This is a genomic window from Pseudomonas sp. GW821-FHT10B02, assembly GCF_059415665.1.
On record NZ_JBWKNR010000003.1, the window covers coordinates 349721 to 366579 of the forward strand.

Here is a 16859-nt window from a genome sequence, read left to right on the forward strand (position 1 = left end):
CGGGCCGTCACTGTAGCGACGGCCCTGGATAATGGCAATCAGACTTGCGTCAGACCGTTCAGTCCTGCTGCGGTTGCAAGGCCGCGCGCAGGCTCTCGATCGCGGCATCGCGTGCCGCTTCGTCGGCCAGCTGCGGCCCGTCGGCAACGCACTCACCTTCCAGCCACAGGCTGAAGCCCAGGCCTTCAGTGCGTACGTCCAGCTCGCCGCCCTGCTGCAGTTGCTTGCTCACCGCACCTGCGGTCTTGCCGTCGGCGAAGTTGCGCGACAGCAGCAGTTGCTCACCGTCGGCCGCCAGCAGACGGAAACGGAAACTGCCGTCGTCTTCACGAAAGCTCACAAAGCGTGCGGCCTTGGCGGCCTTCTTCTTGACCTGGGCAGTACCCTGCTCGATGCTGCGGAACGAGCGCAGGCCAACGGCCTCACGCAGCTGTTCGAGGAACGGGGTGGCCACTTTGCGGGCTTTCTGCGCACCGGCCAGCAAGATGTCTTCGAGGTCTGCCGGACGGCTGATCAACTGGTGGTAGCGCTCGCGCGGCTCGCTCAACTGGCCATCGAGCAGTTGGAACAGACGCTGCTTGGCTTCACCCCAACCCAGGCCCTGCAGCAGCTCGCTGCGGAACTCGTCGGCTTGTGCTGGCGTAGCGAAGGCCTGGAACAGAGTGAACAGGTGCGAATTGTCCGGGTCCTTGGCTTCGCCCGGAGCGCGGGAGTCGGTGACGATGCGCGAGATCGCGTCCTTCATGTCCTTGGCGCTGGTGAACAACGGAATGGTGTTGTCATAGCTCTTGGACATCTTGCGGCCATCCAGGCCCGGCAAAGTCGCCACACTTTCTTCGATCAGCGCTTCGGGCATGGCAAAGAATTCCTTGCCCTGACCGAACAGGTGGTTGAAACGCTGGCCGATATCACGGGCCATTTCCACGTGCTGGATCTGGTCGCGGCCGACCGGCACCTTGTTGGCGTTGAACATCAGGATGTCGGCGGCCATCAGTACCGGATAGCTGTACAGGCCCATGCTGATGCCGGCATCCGGGTCTTCACCGTTCTCCAGGTTCTTGTCCACCGAGGCCTTGTAGGCATGCGCGCGGTTGAGCAGGCCCTTGGCCGCCACGCAGGTCAGCAGCCAGGTCAGCTCGGGGATTTCCGGGATGTCGGACTGGCGGTAGAAGGTCACGCGTTCCGGGTCCAGGCCACCGGCCAGCCAGGTCGCGGCGATTTCCAGACGCGAGCGCTGGATGCGCTGCGGGTCATCACATTTGATCAGGGCGTGGTAGTCGGCGAGGAAGTAGAACGAGTCGACACCTGGCTCACGGCTGGCGAGGATCGCCGGGCGGATGGCACCGGCATAGTTGCCCAGGTGAGGCGTGCCCGTGGTGGTGATACCGGTAAGGATGCGCGTAGTCATGGGTAATCGCTTATCAGGCTTGTATCAATTCGAAAGGCGCGGCAGCACCAGTTCCTTGAGGTCGGTGAGCTTGCCATGGAAAAAGTGTCCGCATTCTGCCACTTTCAGCAGCTCATGGGGGCGTGTGAGTGTGTCGGACCAGTCGTAGACCAGCTGCGGATCGATCACTTCGTCGGTTTCCGGCTGGATCACGCTCAGCGCGCAGGCTTGTGGCAAGCTGTCGTGATCCTGCAAGCGCATGACCGCTGGCGCAACCATGAACAGGTGCTTGAGCTTGATGCCCTGTGCTTCCAGACGCCCGCCGAGGCTGGCCGCAACAAAGCCGCCGAATGAAAAACCCATCAGGGTCAGGGGCAGCTGTGGATGCTTTTCCAGCAGCCAGGTCGCCGCTGCCTGGGCGTCATCGACTTCGCCACTGCCCATGTCATGGCTGCCAGCGCTGGCGCCGACGCCACGGTAGTTGAAACGCAGAGTAATGTAACCGGCATCGCGGGCGGTGCGCTGCAGCATCGACACCACCTTGTTGGTCATGGTCCCGCCCTGCACCGGGTTAGGGTGACACAGCAACACCACGCCACGGGCGTCGGCAACATCAAGGTACAAGGCTTCCAGTTGGCCGACCGGGCCATCGATGAATACGGGGGTTTCGCGGATAAGCAAGGATAAACTCCGTGACCTCGGAAAGGGTCGACTCGTCTAGCTGAATGATTCTGTCTGAGATATTTGCGATCGTTCGCGGTATACAGCGCAGGTCCGAGCCGTTAACGTAAAGCAAAGCCGTTTATAGAGGAAGGACTCGTGGAACTCTCGCTCTTAGTTTGGTTGTTGCCGACCCTGGCCCTCGTCGTGGGCGTTGTCGTTGGTTTCCTGGTCGCCCGCCTGCTGCCCAATGCCGCCCCGAGCAGCACTCAGCGCCAGCTGGATGATATCCAGGAACGTTTCGACAGCTACCAGAACGAGGTGGTTACTCACTTCAACAGTACGGCTGCGCTGGTCAAGAAACTGACCCAAAGTTACCAGGAAGTTCAGGACCACCTGGCCGATGGCGCCAACCGCCTGGCCCTGGACGAACTGACCCGCCAGCGCCTGCTGGCCTCTCTGCACTCGGAAGCCGTACAGGCCCCGCGTGATCGCCTGACACCACCAAAGGATACCGAAGTACCGCGTGACTACGCGCCGAAAGCGCCGAACGCACCGGGCATGCTCGATGAGCACTACGGGCTCAAGCGTAACTGACAAAAAGCCCCGCCGATTGGCGGGGCTTTTTATTGGAGATTCGGTGTCGCCCATCGCGGGGCAAGCCCGCTCCCACCAGTGGGAGCGGGCTTGCCCCGCGATAGCTATCTTCAGTTGTACCAGGGAGCCGCCCGCGAGCCGTGCCCATAGCGCTCCAGTGCCTGATCCAGCACCTGGCGCTCCACACTCCCCTGGCGCACCAGACTGTGCAAACTGGCCAACACGATACTGAAGCGATCAACTTCGAAAAACCGTCTTAGCTGCTGCCGTGTGTCGCTGCGGCCAAAGCCATCAGTGCCCAAGGTCACGTAGGGTGCCTGCACATACTCGGCAATCAGCTGCGGCCAGGCCCGCACATAATCGCTGGCGGCGATCACCGGCTCACTGCCTTGCAGGCAACGCTGCAGGTGACTGACACCCGCACCGTCCTGCCCCAGGCGACTGGCGCGATCCATATCCCGCGCCTCGCGCGCCAGCTCGCTGAAGCTGGTGACGCTGAACACCTCGCTCGCAATCTGCCAATCGCGGGCCAGCAGTTCACTGGCAGCGATGACCTCGCGCAGGATCGCCCCGGAACCCAGCAGGCGCACGCGCCCCTGCGCCGCAGCTACGCGTTGTTCGACATAGCGGTACATGCCGCGCAAAACCTCTTCATGCACCTGCGCTGGCAGCGAAGGTTGTGGATAGTTTTCGTTCATCACCGCCACGTAATGGAACTCGTCGCGTTGCTCGCTGAGCATGCGCCGCGCCGCATATTCGAGAATCACCGCCAGCTCACCGGCAAAGCAGGGTTCCCAGGCCCGGCAGTTGGGCACCATCGAGGCCATCACCAGACTCGAACCGTCCTGGTGCTGCAAACCTTCTCCACCCAGGGTCGTGCGACCGGCAGTAGCCCCCAGCAACAGACCACGGGCACGCTGGTCGGCGGCAGCCCAGATCAGATCGCCGACGCGCTGGAAACCGAACATCGAGTAGTAGATGTACACCGGCAGCATCGGTTCGCCGTGCACCGCATAAGACGTTGCCGCCGCCACCCAGGAGGAAATCGCCCCGGCTTCGGTGATCCCCTCCTCCAGCAGTTGACCGTCACGGGCTTCCTTGTAAGACAGCAACGAGCCGGCATCCTCGGGCTCATAGCACTGCCCCTGAGGTGAATAGATGCCGATCTGGCGGAACAGGCTGGCCATGCCGAAGGTGCGCGCCTCATCGGCGACGATCGGCACCACACGCGGCCCCAGCTCCGGGGCTTTGAGCCAGGCACTGAGCATGCGTACCGCCGCCATGGTGGTAGACATTTCCTTGCCGTCAGCCTGCAAGGCAAAACCACCCATGGCTTCCAGCGCGGGCACCGTTATCGGGCGCACGTCGCTGCGCCGTGCGGGTAATGGTCCGCCGAGCGCGGCGCGGCGCTCGCGCAGGTAGCGCAACTCAGCGCTGTCCTCTGCCGGGCGATAGAACTGCAACTGCTCGACCTGAATGTCGCTGAGCGGCAGGTGAAAGCGATCGCGGAAAGCCAGCAAGGCCTGGACATCGAGCTTCTTCGCTTGGTGCGCAGTCATGCGTGACTCACCCGCAGCACTCATCCCGTAGCCTTTCTTGGTTTTCGCCAGGATCACGCTCGGCCGCCCTTTGCAGGCCCTGGCCGCGGCAAAGGCGGCGTACAACTTGCGAAAATCGTGGCCGCCACGCTTGAGCGCGTTAATCTCCTCGGAGCTCATGTGCTCGACCAGTTTCTGCAGGGCCGGTTGCTGGTTGAAGAAGTGTTCAAGGTTGTAGGTGCCGTCTTTGGCCCCCAGGTTCTGGAACTGACCATCCGGGGTAGCCGCCAGCTGACGCAGCAGAACGTGTTCGCTGTCGCGCGCAAACAGGGCGTCCCACTCCGAGCCCCAGAGCACCTTGATCACGTTCCAGCCGGCACCACGGAACAGCGCTTCCAGCTCCTGGATGATCTGGCCATTACCGCGCACCGGCCCATCCAGGCGCTGCAGGTTGCAGTTGACCACAAAGGTGAGGTTATCCAGTTGCTCGCGCGCGGCCAGGGTCAGGCCGGCGATGGACTCTGGCTCGTCCATCTCGCCATCGCCGAACACACCCCAGACATGCCGGGCGCCGGTGTCGAGCAGCTGGCGATTGTGCAGGTAGCGCATGAAGCGCGCCTGGTAGATCGCATTGAGCGGACCGATACCCATGGAACCGGTGGGAAACTGCCAGAAGTCGGGCATCAGCCAGGGGTGTGGATAGGAGCACAAACCATTGCCCGCGACCTCCTGACGGTAGCTGGCCAGTTGCTCTTCACTCAGTCGCCCTTCGAGAAACGCCCGGGCATAGATGCCAGGCGCTGAATGCGGCTGGAAAAACACCAGGTCGGCGCTGCGTTGCTCAGCGCCGGACTCGCCACGAAAGAAGTGCTGGAAACCGACTTCGAAGATTTCCGCTGCCGAGGCGTAACTGGCGATATGCCCGCCCAGGTCGCCATAGGCATGATTGGCCCGTACCACCATGGCCAGCGCGTTCCAGCGCAGCAGGCTGGTGATCCGCTCTTCCAGTTCCAGATCCCCCGGATAGGCCCCCTGCTGCTCTACCGACAAGGTATTGCGGTAGGCCGAGAAGGCCTGGACGCCTTGCTCCAGGCCCAGCTCACGGGCATGCGCCTGCAGTTGCTCAAGGAGAAACCGCGCACGCTGCGGACCACAGTGCTGCAGGGTCGAATCCAGCGCATCGAGCCACTCGGCGGTTTCGCCCGGATCGCTGTCGGCTTGTGGATCATCACCCAGGCGGCGCGGCACACCTTCACCGGGCACAAGGCTCATCATTGCCACCATTGCATTGGCCTCATCCTTGATGGTTTCAGGCGCAGGCCTTCAGTGCCTGCTCGATATCGGCCAGCAGGTCGTCGATATCTTCAAGCCCGACCGACAGCCGCACCAGCCCCTCCGAGATGCCGTACCGGGCACGCTCCTCAGGGGTATAGCTGGAATGGGTCATGCTTGCCGGGTGCTGGGCCAGGGATTCGGCATCGCCCAGACTGACGGCGCGACTGAACAATTGCAGGGCATTCATGAAGCGACGTCCGGCACTGATCCCGCCCTTGAGTTCAAAGGCGATCATGCCGCCGGGCAAACGCATCTGCCGCTGGGCCAGTTCGTACTGAGTAAAGCCAGGCAAGCCGGGATAGTTGATCAACTCCACGGCCGGATGCTGCTGCAGGTACTCGGCGATGGTCTGGGCATTGCTACAATGACGCTCCATGCGCAGGTTCAGGGTCTTCATACCGCGCATCAGCAAGGCGGCATCCTGGGGCGACATTACCGCGCCGGTCATGTCCTTGAGGCCTTCAAGCCGAACCCGGCTCACCAGTGCCTTGCGCCCGACCACCAGGCCAGCGGTGATATCACCATGGCCGCTCAGGTACTTGGTCGCCGAATGCACCACCAGGTCCGCCCCCAGTTCCAGCGGTCGTTGCAGGTACGGTGTGCAGTAGGTGTTATCGACCACCACGGTGATTGCGTGCTTGTGCGCAAGCGTTGCCACGGCAGCGATATCGGCCATCTGCATGTTCGGGTTGGCCGGTGTTTCGAAGTAGATCACCTTGGTTTTCCCGCTGATCGCCGCTTCAAGCGCCTGCAGGTCAGTCATGTCGACATGGCGGACCTTGACCCCGAACTCACCGATGCCGTGGTGCAGAAAGGCAAAGGTGCAGCCGTACAAAGTACGCCCTACCAACACCTCATCACCTGGCCGCAGCAGGGTCCACAAGGTCGCGGTGATTGCGCCCATCCCTGAGGCCAGGGCCAACCCCGCCTCACCGCCTTCAAGCGAGGCCATGCGCTCTTCCAGCAGGGCCAGGGTGGGGTTGGAAATGCGTGTATAGAAATGTCCGCCCTCTTCCCCGGCAAAGCAGGCGGCGCCGTACTCAACCGTAGGAAACGCAAACGTGGCGGTCTGGTAGACCGGTGGCACCAGAGAACCCTGGTGGGCCAATGGGTCGTAACCGTGGTGGATGGCACGGGTAGCGAAACCTGAATCCTTGGTAGAGCCGCTCATGACAACAGCCTCTTGTGGTTTGTTATAAGCTTATGCCACTGAGGTGCTGATTTTTTTCCAAATATGACCACTGCTGACTGTGGTTATTAACAAAAAAACAATGAATTCAGGCTACGGAGGGCAAATCATGCCTACCGCCATCGACCGTACCGACCGCGCCCTGCTCGCCGCCCTGCAGGACAACGCGCGACTGACCATTTCCGAGTTGGCCGACAACGTCGCGCTGACCACCTCGCCGTGCTGGCGACGGGTCAAGCTGCTGGAAGAGAACGGCTACATCACCGGCTACCAGGCCATCCTTTCCCCCAAGGCGCTGGGCTTTGGCGTGACTGCTTTTGTCAGCATCATGATGGACTCGCACTCCAAGGAAATGGCCCGGGCCTTCGAGCAGCGGCTGATGGAGATTCCCGAGATCGTTGCCTGTCACAACATCTCCGGGCGCTATGACTTCCTGCTGGAGATTCTGGCGCGGGATTTGGAGTCGTTTGGCGAGTTCGCGCGGGAGGTGCTGCAGAGATTGCCGGGAGTGAAGGAGATCTATTCGAGCTTTTCGTTCAAGGCGGTGAAGGAGAAGCGGGTGATTCCGGTGTCGGAGAAGCATATCTGACACCGGGGTGAAGCCAATCGCCGGCAATGCCAGCTCCCACAAGGGGCCAATTGTGGGAGCTGGCATTGCCAGCGATGGCTGCAAGCAACAAAAAACCCCACCTGAGTGGGGTTTCTTGTTCATCCGCAATGCTTAGATCGCACCACGCTTACGCAGCAGCTCCAGCACTTGCTTGACGCCGTCTTCCAGGCTGACGTTCTGGGTATCGACCACCAGGTCGGCATCCAGCGGCACGTCGTACGGGAAGCTTTCGCCCGGGATGTTGTCGCCAGCGGCAGCATACAGGCCCTGCGGGTCACGCTCGCGGCAAGCCATTGGCGAGGCCTGGACGTAAACGGTGAGCAAGCGCTCCTTGCCGATCAGCGCCTTGGCCTGTTCACGGCCTTCGGCATCCGGGGCAACGAAGGCTGCCAGGGTCAGCAAGCCGGCTTCGTTGAACTGACGCGCCACATGCGCGGCACGACGCCAGTTCTCGGTACGCCCGGCGCGGTCCTGTGGCAGGCCTTTGTTCAGGTCGTGACGCAGGTTCTGGCCATCGAGCACATAGACCGCACGGCCCATGTCGAACAGCTTGCGCTCCACGGCGTAGGCCAGCGTACTTTTGCCTGCGCCCGACAGGCCGCTGAACAACACGGTCGCTGGCTGCTGACCAAAACGCAGGGCGCGCTCTGCAGTGTCGACGTGAGCCAATTTGCCATGCTGACCGATGGTGCCGTGCGGCACGACCGGCGGCGCGATGATCATGCCGGCGCCAACAGTGCCGTTGGTCAAGCGGTCGATGACGATAAAGGCACCGGTGGTGCGGTTGCTGTCATAGCCGTCGAGGGCAATCGGCGCGTCGAGGCTGACCTTGACCTTGCCGATTTCATTCAACTGCAAAGCACTGGCAGCGCCCTGCTCGAGGGTGTTGACATCGACCTTGTGGGCAATGCTGGCAATCGAGCCCGGCACGTAGCTGGTGGCACGCTTGATGTCGTATTTCTTGCCCGGCAGCATTGGCTCTTCGGCCATCCACACGAGCATGGCGTCGAACTGGTCGGTTACCGGTGGAACGTTGTCGGCATGTACCAGCAGGTCGCCACGGGAGATGTCGATCTCGTCTTCCATGGTCAGGGTCACGGCCTGGCCGGGGCCAGCGTTCTCCAGCTCACCTTCGAAAGTGACGATGGACTTGACCCGGCTGCTCTTGCCCGACGGCAGCACGACGATTTCATCGCCCTTGTGCACCACGCCGCTGGCCAGGGTACCGGCAAAGCCACGGAAGTTCAGGTTCGGCCGGTTGACGTACTGCACCGGGAAGCGCAGGTCGGTGAAGTTGCGGTCGGCCGCCACTTCCACGGTTTCAAGGATTTCCATCAGCGCAGGGCCGGTGTACCACGGCGAACGCTCGCTGCGGTTGACCACGTTGTCGCCCTTGAGCGCCGACATTGGCACGAAGTGCAGGCTGCTCGGGGCCATGTTGATGGCTTCGGCAAACTGCAGATAGTCGGCCTTGATGCTCTCGAACACGCCCTCATCGAAGCCTTTGAGGTCCATCTTGTTGACGGCGACGACGATGTGCTTGATGCCCAGCAAGGAGGCGATGTAGCTGTGGCGACGGGTTTGGGTCTGCACGCCGTAACGGGCATCGACGAGGATGATCGCCAGGTCGCAGGTGGACGCACCGGTGGCCATGTTGCGGGTGTACTGCTCGTGGCCCGGGGTGTCGGCGATGATGAACTTGCGCTTGGCGGTGGAGAAGTAGCGGTAGGCGACATCGATGGTGATGCCCTGCTCGCGCTCGGCCTGCAGGCCGTCAACCAGCAACGCCAGGTCGATGTCGTCGCCAGTGGTGCCGACTTTCTTCGAATCGCGGGTGATGGCTTCCAGATGGTCTTCGTAGATCATCTTCGAGTCGTGCAGCAGGCGCCCGATCAGGGTGCTCTTGCCGTCATCGACGTTACCGCAGGTCAAAAAGCGCAGCAGTTCTTTACGTTCGTGCTGGGCCAGGTAAGCGAGGATGTCCTCGCTGATCAATTCGGATTGGTGCGACATGGTCTGACCCTAACTTAGAAATAGCCTTGACGTTTCTTGTCTTCCATCGAGCCTGCACCATCGTGGTCGATGACGCGGCCCTGGCGCTCGGAAGTGCGCGTCAGGAGCATTTCCTGAATGATGTCGGTCAGGGTTTCAGCCTCAGACTCGACAGCGCCCGTCAGCGGGTAGCAGCCAAGGGTACGGAAACGTACTTTCTTTTTGACGATGCGAGCCTTTTCTTCATCCGAGAGGTGCTCGAGGATGCGCTCGTCATCGATCATGATCAGGGTGCCGTTCTTCTCGATCACATCGCGTTCGGCGGCGAAGTACAGCGGCACGATCGGGATGCCTTCAAGGTAGATGTACTGCCAGATGTCCAGCTCGGTCCAGTTCGACAGCGGGAACACGCGAATCGATTCGCCTTTGTTGACCTTGCCGTTGTAAACGTTCCACAGCTCCGGACGCTGGTTCTTCGGGTCCCAGCGGTGCTTGCTGTCACGGAACGAGTAGACACGTTCCTTGGCCCGCGACTTCTCTTCGTCGCGGCGCGCGCCGCCGAAGGCGGCATCGAAGCCATGCTTGTCGAGTGCCTGTTTGAGGCCCTCGGTCTTCATGATGTCGGTGTGCTTGGCACTGCCGTGGGTGAACGGGTTGATGCCCTGGGCGACGCCGTCCGGGTTGACGTGAGTGATCAGCTCCAGGCCCATTTCCTCGACCATCTTGTCGCGGAAGCTGTACATCTCCTGGAATTTCCACTGGGTGTCGACATGCATCACCGGAAACGGCAATTTGCCCGGGAAGAAGGCTTTGCGCGCCAGATGCAGCATCACGGCCGAATCCTTGCCGATCGAGTACAGCATCACCGGGTTATCGAACTCGGCGGCCACCTCACGAATGATGTGGATGCTTTCCGCCTCCAACTGTTTCAAATGCGTCAGTTTGTCGACCATGGCTACTCACGGAAATACGATCTTATGGACGGCCAGCGGGCCGTGTTCGAGCGGGCCACTTTATCACAGCACTCGATTCTATTTAGGCGCCCGACTAGATCGAAACAGTATAAGAATATGCCTTGCCGTTTTAGTCTCAGATCGGGTTCGGACAGTCGATGAACAGGTGCTCCAGGGCGAAGCGCCGCGCCAGGTAATCACCCAGTGCCTGCACGCCGTAACGCTCGGTGGCATGGTGGCCGGCGGCGATGAAACTGATGCCGTTCTCGCGGGCGCTGTGGAAGGTCTGTTCAGACGCCTCACCACTGAGGAACAGGTCGACACCTGCGGCAATTGCCTGGTCGATGTAACCCTGGCCACCGCCGGTACACCAGCCGACCCGGCGAATGATCTGCTCACCCTCGATCACCAGTGGCTCGCGGCCCATGACCTCCTGCACCTTGCGGGCAAAGTCGCGCGCCGACATGGGCTCGGCCAGCGAACCGACCAGACCGACCACCCGCGGGTTGTCCGGGTCCAGCGGACCTTCGACGGTAATGTCGAGCTGACGGGCCAGCTGCACGTTGTTGCCGACTTCAGGATGCAGGTCCAGTGGCAGGTGGTAGGCGAGCAAGCTCAGGTCATTCTTCAGCAAAGTTTTCAGCCGGCGCTGCTTCATCCCGGTGATGCACGGGTTCTCGCCTTTCCAGAAATAACCGTGGTGCACCAGCACCAGGTCGGCTTCGGCCTCGACTGCCGCGTCCAGCAACGCCTGGCTGGCAGTAACGCCGCTGACGATGCGGGTCACCTGCGGACGCCCTTCAACCTGCAGGCCGTTGGGGCAGTAATCCTGGATTTTTGCGCTGCCAAGGTAGCGTTCGGCTTCCTCGACCAGGGTACTCAGGGCAACAGCCATGAAAAGACTCCTCAATTCAGCAGTTCAGCGCGGCGCAAGGCCCCGTATAATGACCGCCATTATGGGCCGTCGCCGGGTTTGGGGAAACCGACGGCGGTTGCCTGGGGGCCTGCACGCTGTATCCACGGCTCGACTGCGATTTAACAGTTCCTGCACCGCTTCGGTGGCAGTATGATCGCGCGCGCTCGCTCCCACGCAGTTAAGCGGCCCTCTGCCCACTCCCAGGATTCGTTCAATGTTCAAGGCTTTGCGTTACTTTGCCTGGCCGCTGCTGGTCGGCGTGCTGATCGCCCTGCTGATCATCCAGCGCTTTCCACAATGGGTCGGCCTGCCCAGCCAGGACGTCAACCTGCAGCAGGCCCCGCAAACCACGCGGATCATGCAGGGGCCGGTGTCCTACGCCGACGCCGTGAGCATTGCCGCACCGGCGGTGGCCAACCTGTACACCACAAAAGTGGTCAACAAGACCGCGCACCCGCTGTTCGAAGACCCGCAGTTCCGCCGTTTCTTCGGCGACAACCTGCCCAAGCAACGGCGCTGGGAGTCGAGCCTGGGCTCGGCGGTGATCATGAGCCCGGAAGGCTACCTGCTGACCAACAACCACGTGACTTCCGGTGCCGATCAGATCGTGGTGGCCCTCAAGGACGGCCGCGAAACCCTGGCGCGGGTCATCGGCAGCGATCCGGAAACCGATCTGGCGGTGCTCAAGATCGACCTGAAGAACCTGCCGTCGATCACCATCGGCCGCTCCGACAGCATTCACATCGGCGACGTCGCCCTGGCCATCGGCAACCCTTTCGGCGTCGGCCAGACCGTCACCATGGGTATCATCAGTGCCACCGGCCGCAACCAGCTGGGCCTGAACAACTACGAAGACTTCATCCAGACTGACGCGGCGATCAACCCGGGCAACTCCGGTGGCGCCTTGGTCGACGCCAACGGCAACCTGACCGGCATCAACACGGCGATCTTCTCCAAGTCCGGTGGTTCCCAAGGCATCGGCTTCGCTATCCCGACCAAGCTGGCGCTGGAGGTGATGAAGGCGATCATCGAGCACGGTCAGGTGATTCGTGGCTGGCTGGGTATCGAAGTGCAGCCGCTGAGCCAGGAGCTGGCGGAGTCGTTCGGCATGCAGGGGCGTCCGGGGATCGTGGTCGCAGGCATCTTCCGCGACGGTCCGGCGCAAAAGGCCGGCCTGCAACTGGGTGACGTGATCCTCAGTATCAATGGCGAGCCAGCGGGTGACGGTCGTCGCTCGATGAACCAGGTGGCGCGGATCAAGCCCAACGACAAGGTGGCGATCCAGGTGATGCGTAACGGCAAGGAATTGAAGCTGACTGCCGAAATCGGCTTGCGTCCGCCGCCGGCACCGGCAGCCAAAGAAGAAAACTGACCCTCTGCCCTGTTTGTATAGGGCAGCCCCATCGCCGGCAAGGCCGGCTCCCACACGGGTTAAGGGTGAATGCCCTGTCTGTGGGAGCCGGCCTTGCCGGCGAAGCTTTTAGTGCAGAATCTGACTCAGGAACAGTTTGGTCCGCTCATTCTGCGGCCGGTCGAAGAAGTCGTCCGGTGCCGCCTGCTCGACAATCTCCCCCTTGTCCATGAAGATCACCCGGTTCGCCACCGTGCGGGCAAAGCCCATCTCGTGGGTCACGCAGAGCATGGTCATGCCGTCTTCCGCCAGGCTGACCATGGTGTCGAGCACTTCCTTGACCATCTCCGGATCGAGCGCCGAGGTAGGTTCGTCGAACAGCATGATCTTCGGCTTCATGCACAGCGCACGGGCAATCGCCACCCGCTGCTGCTGACCACCGGACAATTGCCCCGGATACTTGTTGGCTTGCTCCGGAATCCGCACCCGCTCCAGGTAGTGCATGGCGATTTCCTCGGCCTTGCGCTTGGGCAGCTTGCGCACCCACATCGGCGCCAGGGTGCAGTTCTGCAGGATGGTCAGGTGCGGGAACAGGTTGAAATGCTGGAACACCATGCCGACTTCACGGCGGATCGCTTCGATCTGCTTGAGGTCGTTGGTCAACTCCACGCCATCGACCACGATGCGGCCCTGCTGGTGCTCTTCCAGACGGTTGAGGCAACGGATGGTGGTGGACTTGCCCGAGCCCGACGGCCCGCACAGGACGATACGCTCGCCCTGGCGCACATTCAGGTTAATGTCCTTGAGCACGTGGAACTGGCCGTACCACTTGTTCACGCCCTGCATCTGAATAATGCCTTCAGGGCTCACAGGCTGTTTGATCGCTTCACTCATGGGAACACTCCTAACGCTTGTGGCCTGTATCCAGCTTGCGCTCCAGATGCATGGAGTAGCGGGACATACCGAAACAGAAAATCCAGAAAACCAGGGCGGCAAACACGTAACCCTCGGTCGCCATGCCCAGCCAGGTCGGGTCGGCAGCGGCCTGCTTGACGCTGTTGAGCAGGTCGAACAGGCCGATGATGATCACCAGGCTGGTGTCCTTGAACAGGGCAATGAAGGTGTTGACGATGCCGGGAATCACCAGCTTTAGGGCTTGCGGCAGGATCACCAGGCCCATTGCGCGCCAGTAACCCAGGCCCATCGCCGCAGCGGCTTCGTACTGGCCTTTTGGGATGGCCTGCAGGCCACCACGCACCACTTCGGCGATATACGCCGACTGGAACAGAATGACCCCGATCATCGCCCGCAGCAGCTTGTCGAAGCTCATGCCCTCAGGCAGGAACAGCGGCAGCATCACCGACGACATGAACAGCACAGTGATCAACGGCACACCGCGCCAGAACTCGATGAAGGTCACGCAGACCACCTTCACCGCCGGCATGTTCGAACGTCGTCCCAGCGCCAGCAGGATGCCCAGCGGCAAGGCACCGACGATGCCCACGGTGGCGATCACCAGGGTCAGCATCAGCCCGCCCCACTGGTTGGTCGGCACCGTACTCAGGCCCAGGTAGCCGCCATGCAGCAAGGTGAAGGCAATGAGCGGATACAGCACCAAAAAGCTCAGACCGTAGATCGCTTTGCGCGGGAAGCGCGCGATAAACAGCGGCGCCGCGCCGATCACCGCCAGCCACACGGTCAGGTCGACGCGCCAGCGCAGTTCGGTCGGATAGTAGCCGTACATGAACTGGCCAAAACGCTGCTGGATGAACACCCAGCAGGCGCCGTCCTTGGTGCAGTCGGCACGGGTGGTGCCAACCCAGTTGGCGTCGAAGATCGACCACTGCAGCAGCGGCGGCACGATCAGCCACACCAGGTACAGGGCAAACAGCGTGAGCAGGGTGTTGAGCCAGCTGGAGAACAGGTTGGCGCGCATCCAGGCCAGCACGCCGACGGTTTTCACCGGCGGCGGCATATCAGGTTTGAAAACATGGGTAGTCATGCGCGTATCCTCACCGCTCGATCAGCGCAATGCGCTTGTTGTACCAGTTCATCAGCAGGGAAATGCTGATGCTGATGGCCAGATAGACGCTCATGGTGATGGCGATCACCTCGATGGCCTGGCCGGTCTGGTTGAGCACGGTGCCGGCGAACAACGAGACCATTTCCGGATAGCCGATACCGGCCGCCAGCGAGGAGTTCTTCGCCAGGTTCAGGTACTGGCTGGTCAGCGGTGGAATGATCACCCGCAACGCCTGGGGAATGATCACCTTGCGCAGGGTCGGGCCTTCGCGCAGCCCCAGGGAGCGGGCCGCTTCGGTCTGGCCGTAGCTGACCGAGCGAATACCCGAACGCACGATTTCGGCGATGAACGCCGCGGTATAGATGGTCAACGCCAGGGTCAGGGCCAGCAATTCGGGGATCAGCACCCAGCCGCCAACGAAGTTGAAACCCTTGAGCTGCGGCATTTCCCAGTGCAGCGGGCTGCCCGCCAGCAACACGCTGAGCGCCGGAATGCCGAAGAACAGGAACAGACCGACCCAGAACTTGTGAAACGGCTCGCCAGTGGCTTCGAAGCGCCGGTTGGCCAGGCGCACCATCACCACAATGGCAACGATGGCCAGCACCAGGCTGACGACGAATGGCCAGAATCCTTCGGCCACAGAAGCACCGGGCATGTTCAGGCCCCGGTTGCTGATAAAGAAGGCGTCGTTGATGTTGATACTGCCCCGCGGTCCCGGCAGGGTCAGGAACACCGCGAAGTACCAGAACAGGATCTGCAACAGCGGCGGAATGTTACGGAAAGTCTCGACATACACGGTGGCCAGCTTGTTGATCATCCAGTTCGGTGACAACCGCGCCACACCGATGATGAACCCCAGCAGGGTCGCCAGAATGATGCCGATAAAGGTCACCAGCAGCGTATTGAGCAAGCCGATGACGAAAACCCGGGCATAACTGTCCTGTTCGGTGTAGGGAATCAGGTGCTGGGCGATGCCGAAACCGGCACTGCGCTCGAGAAAGTCAAAGCCCGAAGTGATCCCGCGATGTTGCAGGTTGGTCTGGGTGTTGTGAAACAGGTACCAGCCCAGAGCCAGCACCGCGACCACGGTGATGATCTGGAACAGCCACGCACGCACACGTGGATCGTTAAGGGATAGCCCCTTAGGTGCGCCGATTTGATTTTGCATGTAATGCCCCGCAAGGAAGGGATGCGAACAGCCTGCGGCGGCATGGGCCGCCGCAGGCCGCAACCGTCAGCGCACTGGTGGCGCGTACTGGATGCCGCCGTTGTTCCACAGGGCGTTCAGGCCGCGGTCGATTTGCAGTGGGGTTTCCTTGCCCAGGTTCTTCTCGAACACTTCACCGTAGTTGCCGACCTGTTTGACGATCTGCACCACCCAGTCCTTCGGCAGTTTCAGGTCCTTGCCGTATTCGCCGTCGGCGCCGAGCATACGGGCCACGTCAGGGTTCTTGGTGGCTTTGGCTTCAGCTTCGACGTTCTTCGAGTTGATGCCCATTTCTTCGGCATTGAGCATGGCGAACAGGGTCCACTTGACGATGCTGAACCACTCTTCATCGCCTTTGCGCACCACTGGGCCCAGCGGTTCCTTGGAAATGGTTTCCGGCAGCACTACGTAATCGGCCGGGGCGGCCAGCTTGGAGCGCTGTGCGTAGAGCTGCGACTTGTCCGAGGTCAGCACGTCGCAACGGCCGGACTCCAGCGACTTGGCGCTTTCGTCGGAGGTGTCGAAGGTGATCGGGGTGTACTTCAGGCCATTGGCGCGGAAGTAGTCGGAGACGTTGAGTTCGGTGGTGGTACCGGCCTGGATGCAGATGGTTGCACCGTCCAGTTCCTTGGCGCTGGAAACACCGAGCTTCTTGTTGACCAGGAAACCGATGCCGTCGTAATAGGTAACACCGGCGAACACCAGGCCCATGCCGGCGTCACGCGAACTGGTCCAGGTGGTGTTACGCGACAGCACGTCGACTTCGCCGGACTGCAGCGCAGTGAAGCGCTCCTTGGCGTTGAGCTGGCTGAACTTGACCTTCTTGGCATCGCCGAACACGGCTGCGGCCACTGCGCGGCAGACGTCTGCGTCGATACCGACGATGTTGCCCTTGGCATCCGGAACCGAGAAGCCCGGCAAGCCGTCACTGACACCACACTGAACGAAGCCCTTCTTCTGCACGGCGTCCAGGGTCGCACCTGCCTGTGCGATACCGCTGATACCGAGCACGGTAGCAGCGGTAACCACTGCCAGGGTGGATTTCAACATCTTCATTCAAACCTCCAGTTTTGCTCTTATTGTGTTGAGCCGGGATTGCAC

At 61.5% G+C, this 16859-nt stretch carries 14 protein-coding genes; 3 read left to right on the plus strand and 11 right to left on the minus strand.

Annotated features, from left to right (window positions below; translation table 11 throughout):
• Positions 1 to 58 precede the first annotated feature (58 nt).
• Positions 59 to 1408 carry a tryptophan--tRNA ligase gene (locus AC07OF_RS07280; protein WP_038607173.1) on the minus strand — a complete coding sequence of 450 codons (1350 nt, stop codon included), beginning with the start codon at positions 1406 to 1408 and terminating at the stop codon, positions 59 to 61.
• Between the two features lie 24 nt (positions 1409 to 1432).
• The gene (locus AC07OF_RS07285) at positions 1433 to 2068 is read right to left on the minus strand and encodes an alpha/beta hydrolase (RefSeq protein WP_495072699.1); all 636 of its coding nucleotides are present in this window, start codon (positions 2066 to 2068) and stop codon (positions 1433 to 1435) included.
• A gap of 138 nt (positions 2069 to 2206) precedes the next feature.
• Here AC07OF_RS07285 and AC07OF_RS07290 point away from each other — a divergent pair, with 138 nt between their 5' ends.
• On the plus strand, positions 2207 to 2644 hold the full coding sequence (locus AC07OF_RS07290; RefSeq protein WP_038607167.1) for a Z-ring associated ZapG family protein: 438 nt from the start codon (positions 2207 to 2209) through the stop codon (positions 2642 to 2644).
• 110 nt (positions 2645 to 2754) lie between these two features.
• On the opposite strand, the gene mdeB is transcribed toward AC07OF_RS07290, so the two are convergent.
• Both mdeB and AC07OF_RS07300 read right to left on the minus strand, forming a co-directional pair.
• The gene (gene mdeB, locus AC07OF_RS07295; protein WP_157191221.1) at positions 2755 to 5454 is read right to left on the minus strand and encodes an alpha-ketoglutarate dehydrogenase; all 2700 of its coding nucleotides are present in this window, start codon (positions 5452 to 5454) and stop codon (positions 2755 to 2757) included.
• A 37-nt stretch (positions 5455 to 5491) separates the two neighbouring features.
• Positions 5492 to 6688, minus strand: a complete 1197-nt coding sequence (locus tag AC07OF_RS07300) for a methionine gamma-lyase (protein WP_495072700.1) — start codon at positions 6686 to 6688, stop codon at positions 5492 to 5494.
• Positions 6689 to 6815: 127 nt separating this feature from the next.
• Between AC07OF_RS07300 and AC07OF_RS07305 the strand changes: the two genes are divergently transcribed.
• Positions 6816 to 7295 (plus strand): Lrp/AsnC family transcriptional regulator, encoded by a 480-nt coding sequence (locus tag AC07OF_RS07305; RefSeq protein WP_157191219.1) that lies wholly within the window; start codon positions 6816 to 6818, stop codon positions 7293 to 7295.
• A 132-nt stretch (positions 7296 to 7427) separates the two neighbouring features.
• On the opposite strand, the gene cysN is transcribed toward AC07OF_RS07305, so the two are convergent.
• The 3 genes from cysN to AC07OF_RS07320 form a co-directional block, all read right to left on the minus strand.
• On the minus strand, positions 7428 to 9329 hold the full coding sequence (gene cysN / locus AC07OF_RS07310; RefSeq protein WP_157191218.1) for a sulfate adenylyltransferase subunit CysN: 1902 nt from the start codon (positions 9327 to 9329) through the stop codon (positions 7428 to 7430).
• A 14-nt stretch (positions 9330 to 9343) separates the two neighbouring features.
• Positions 9344 to 10261 carry a sulfate adenylyltransferase subunit CysD gene (gene cysD, locus AC07OF_RS07315; RefSeq protein WP_191831053.1) on the minus strand — a complete coding sequence of 306 codons (918 nt, stop codon included), beginning with the start codon at positions 10259 to 10261 and terminating at the stop codon, positions 9344 to 9346.
• A 136-nt stretch (positions 10262 to 10397) separates the two neighbouring features.
• Positions 10398 to 11156: a Nif3-like dinuclear metal center hexameric protein gene (locus AC07OF_RS07320; RefSeq protein WP_038607153.1), complete on the minus strand. Its 759-nt coding sequence runs from the start codon at positions 11154 to 11156 to the stop codon at positions 10398 to 10400.
• 235 nt (positions 11157 to 11391) lie between these two features.
• Here AC07OF_RS07320 and algW point away from each other — a divergent pair, with 235 nt between their 5' ends.
• On the plus strand, positions 11392 to 12549 hold the full coding sequence (algW, locus tag AC07OF_RS07325) for a Do family serine endopeptidase AlgW (RefSeq protein ID WP_038607151.1): 1158 nt from the start codon (positions 11392 to 11394) through the stop codon (positions 12547 to 12549).
• A gap of 108 nt (positions 12550 to 12657) precedes the next feature.
• Here algW and AC07OF_RS07330 read toward each other — a convergent pair whose 3' ends face one another.
• From AC07OF_RS07330 to AC07OF_RS07345, 4 genes are all read right to left on the minus strand, one after another.
• Positions 12658 to 13422 carry an amino acid ABC transporter ATP-binding protein gene (locus AC07OF_RS07330; RefSeq protein WP_038607148.1) on the minus strand — a complete coding sequence of 255 codons (765 nt, stop codon included), beginning with the start codon at positions 13420 to 13422 and terminating at the stop codon, positions 12658 to 12660.
• 10 nt (positions 13423 to 13432) lie between these two features.
• Positions 13433 to 14530, minus strand: coding sequence for an amino acid ABC transporter permease (locus AC07OF_RS07335; RefSeq protein ID WP_038607145.1), 1098 nt, complete (start codon positions 14528 to 14530; stop codon positions 13433 to 13435).
• A gap of 10 nt (positions 14531 to 14540) precedes the next feature.
• The gene (locus AC07OF_RS07340; RefSeq protein ID WP_038607142.1) at positions 14541 to 15719 is read right to left on the minus strand and encodes an amino acid ABC transporter permease; all 1179 of its coding nucleotides are present in this window, start codon (positions 15717 to 15719) and stop codon (positions 14541 to 14543) included.
• Positions 15720 to 15785: 66 nt separating this feature from the next.
• Entirely contained in the window at positions 15786 to 16814 is a 1029-nt protein-coding gene (locus AC07OF_RS07345) for an amino acid ABC transporter substrate-binding protein (protein ID WP_038607138.1), read from the minus strand.
• Between the last annotated feature and the right edge of the window lie 45 nt (positions 16815 to 16859).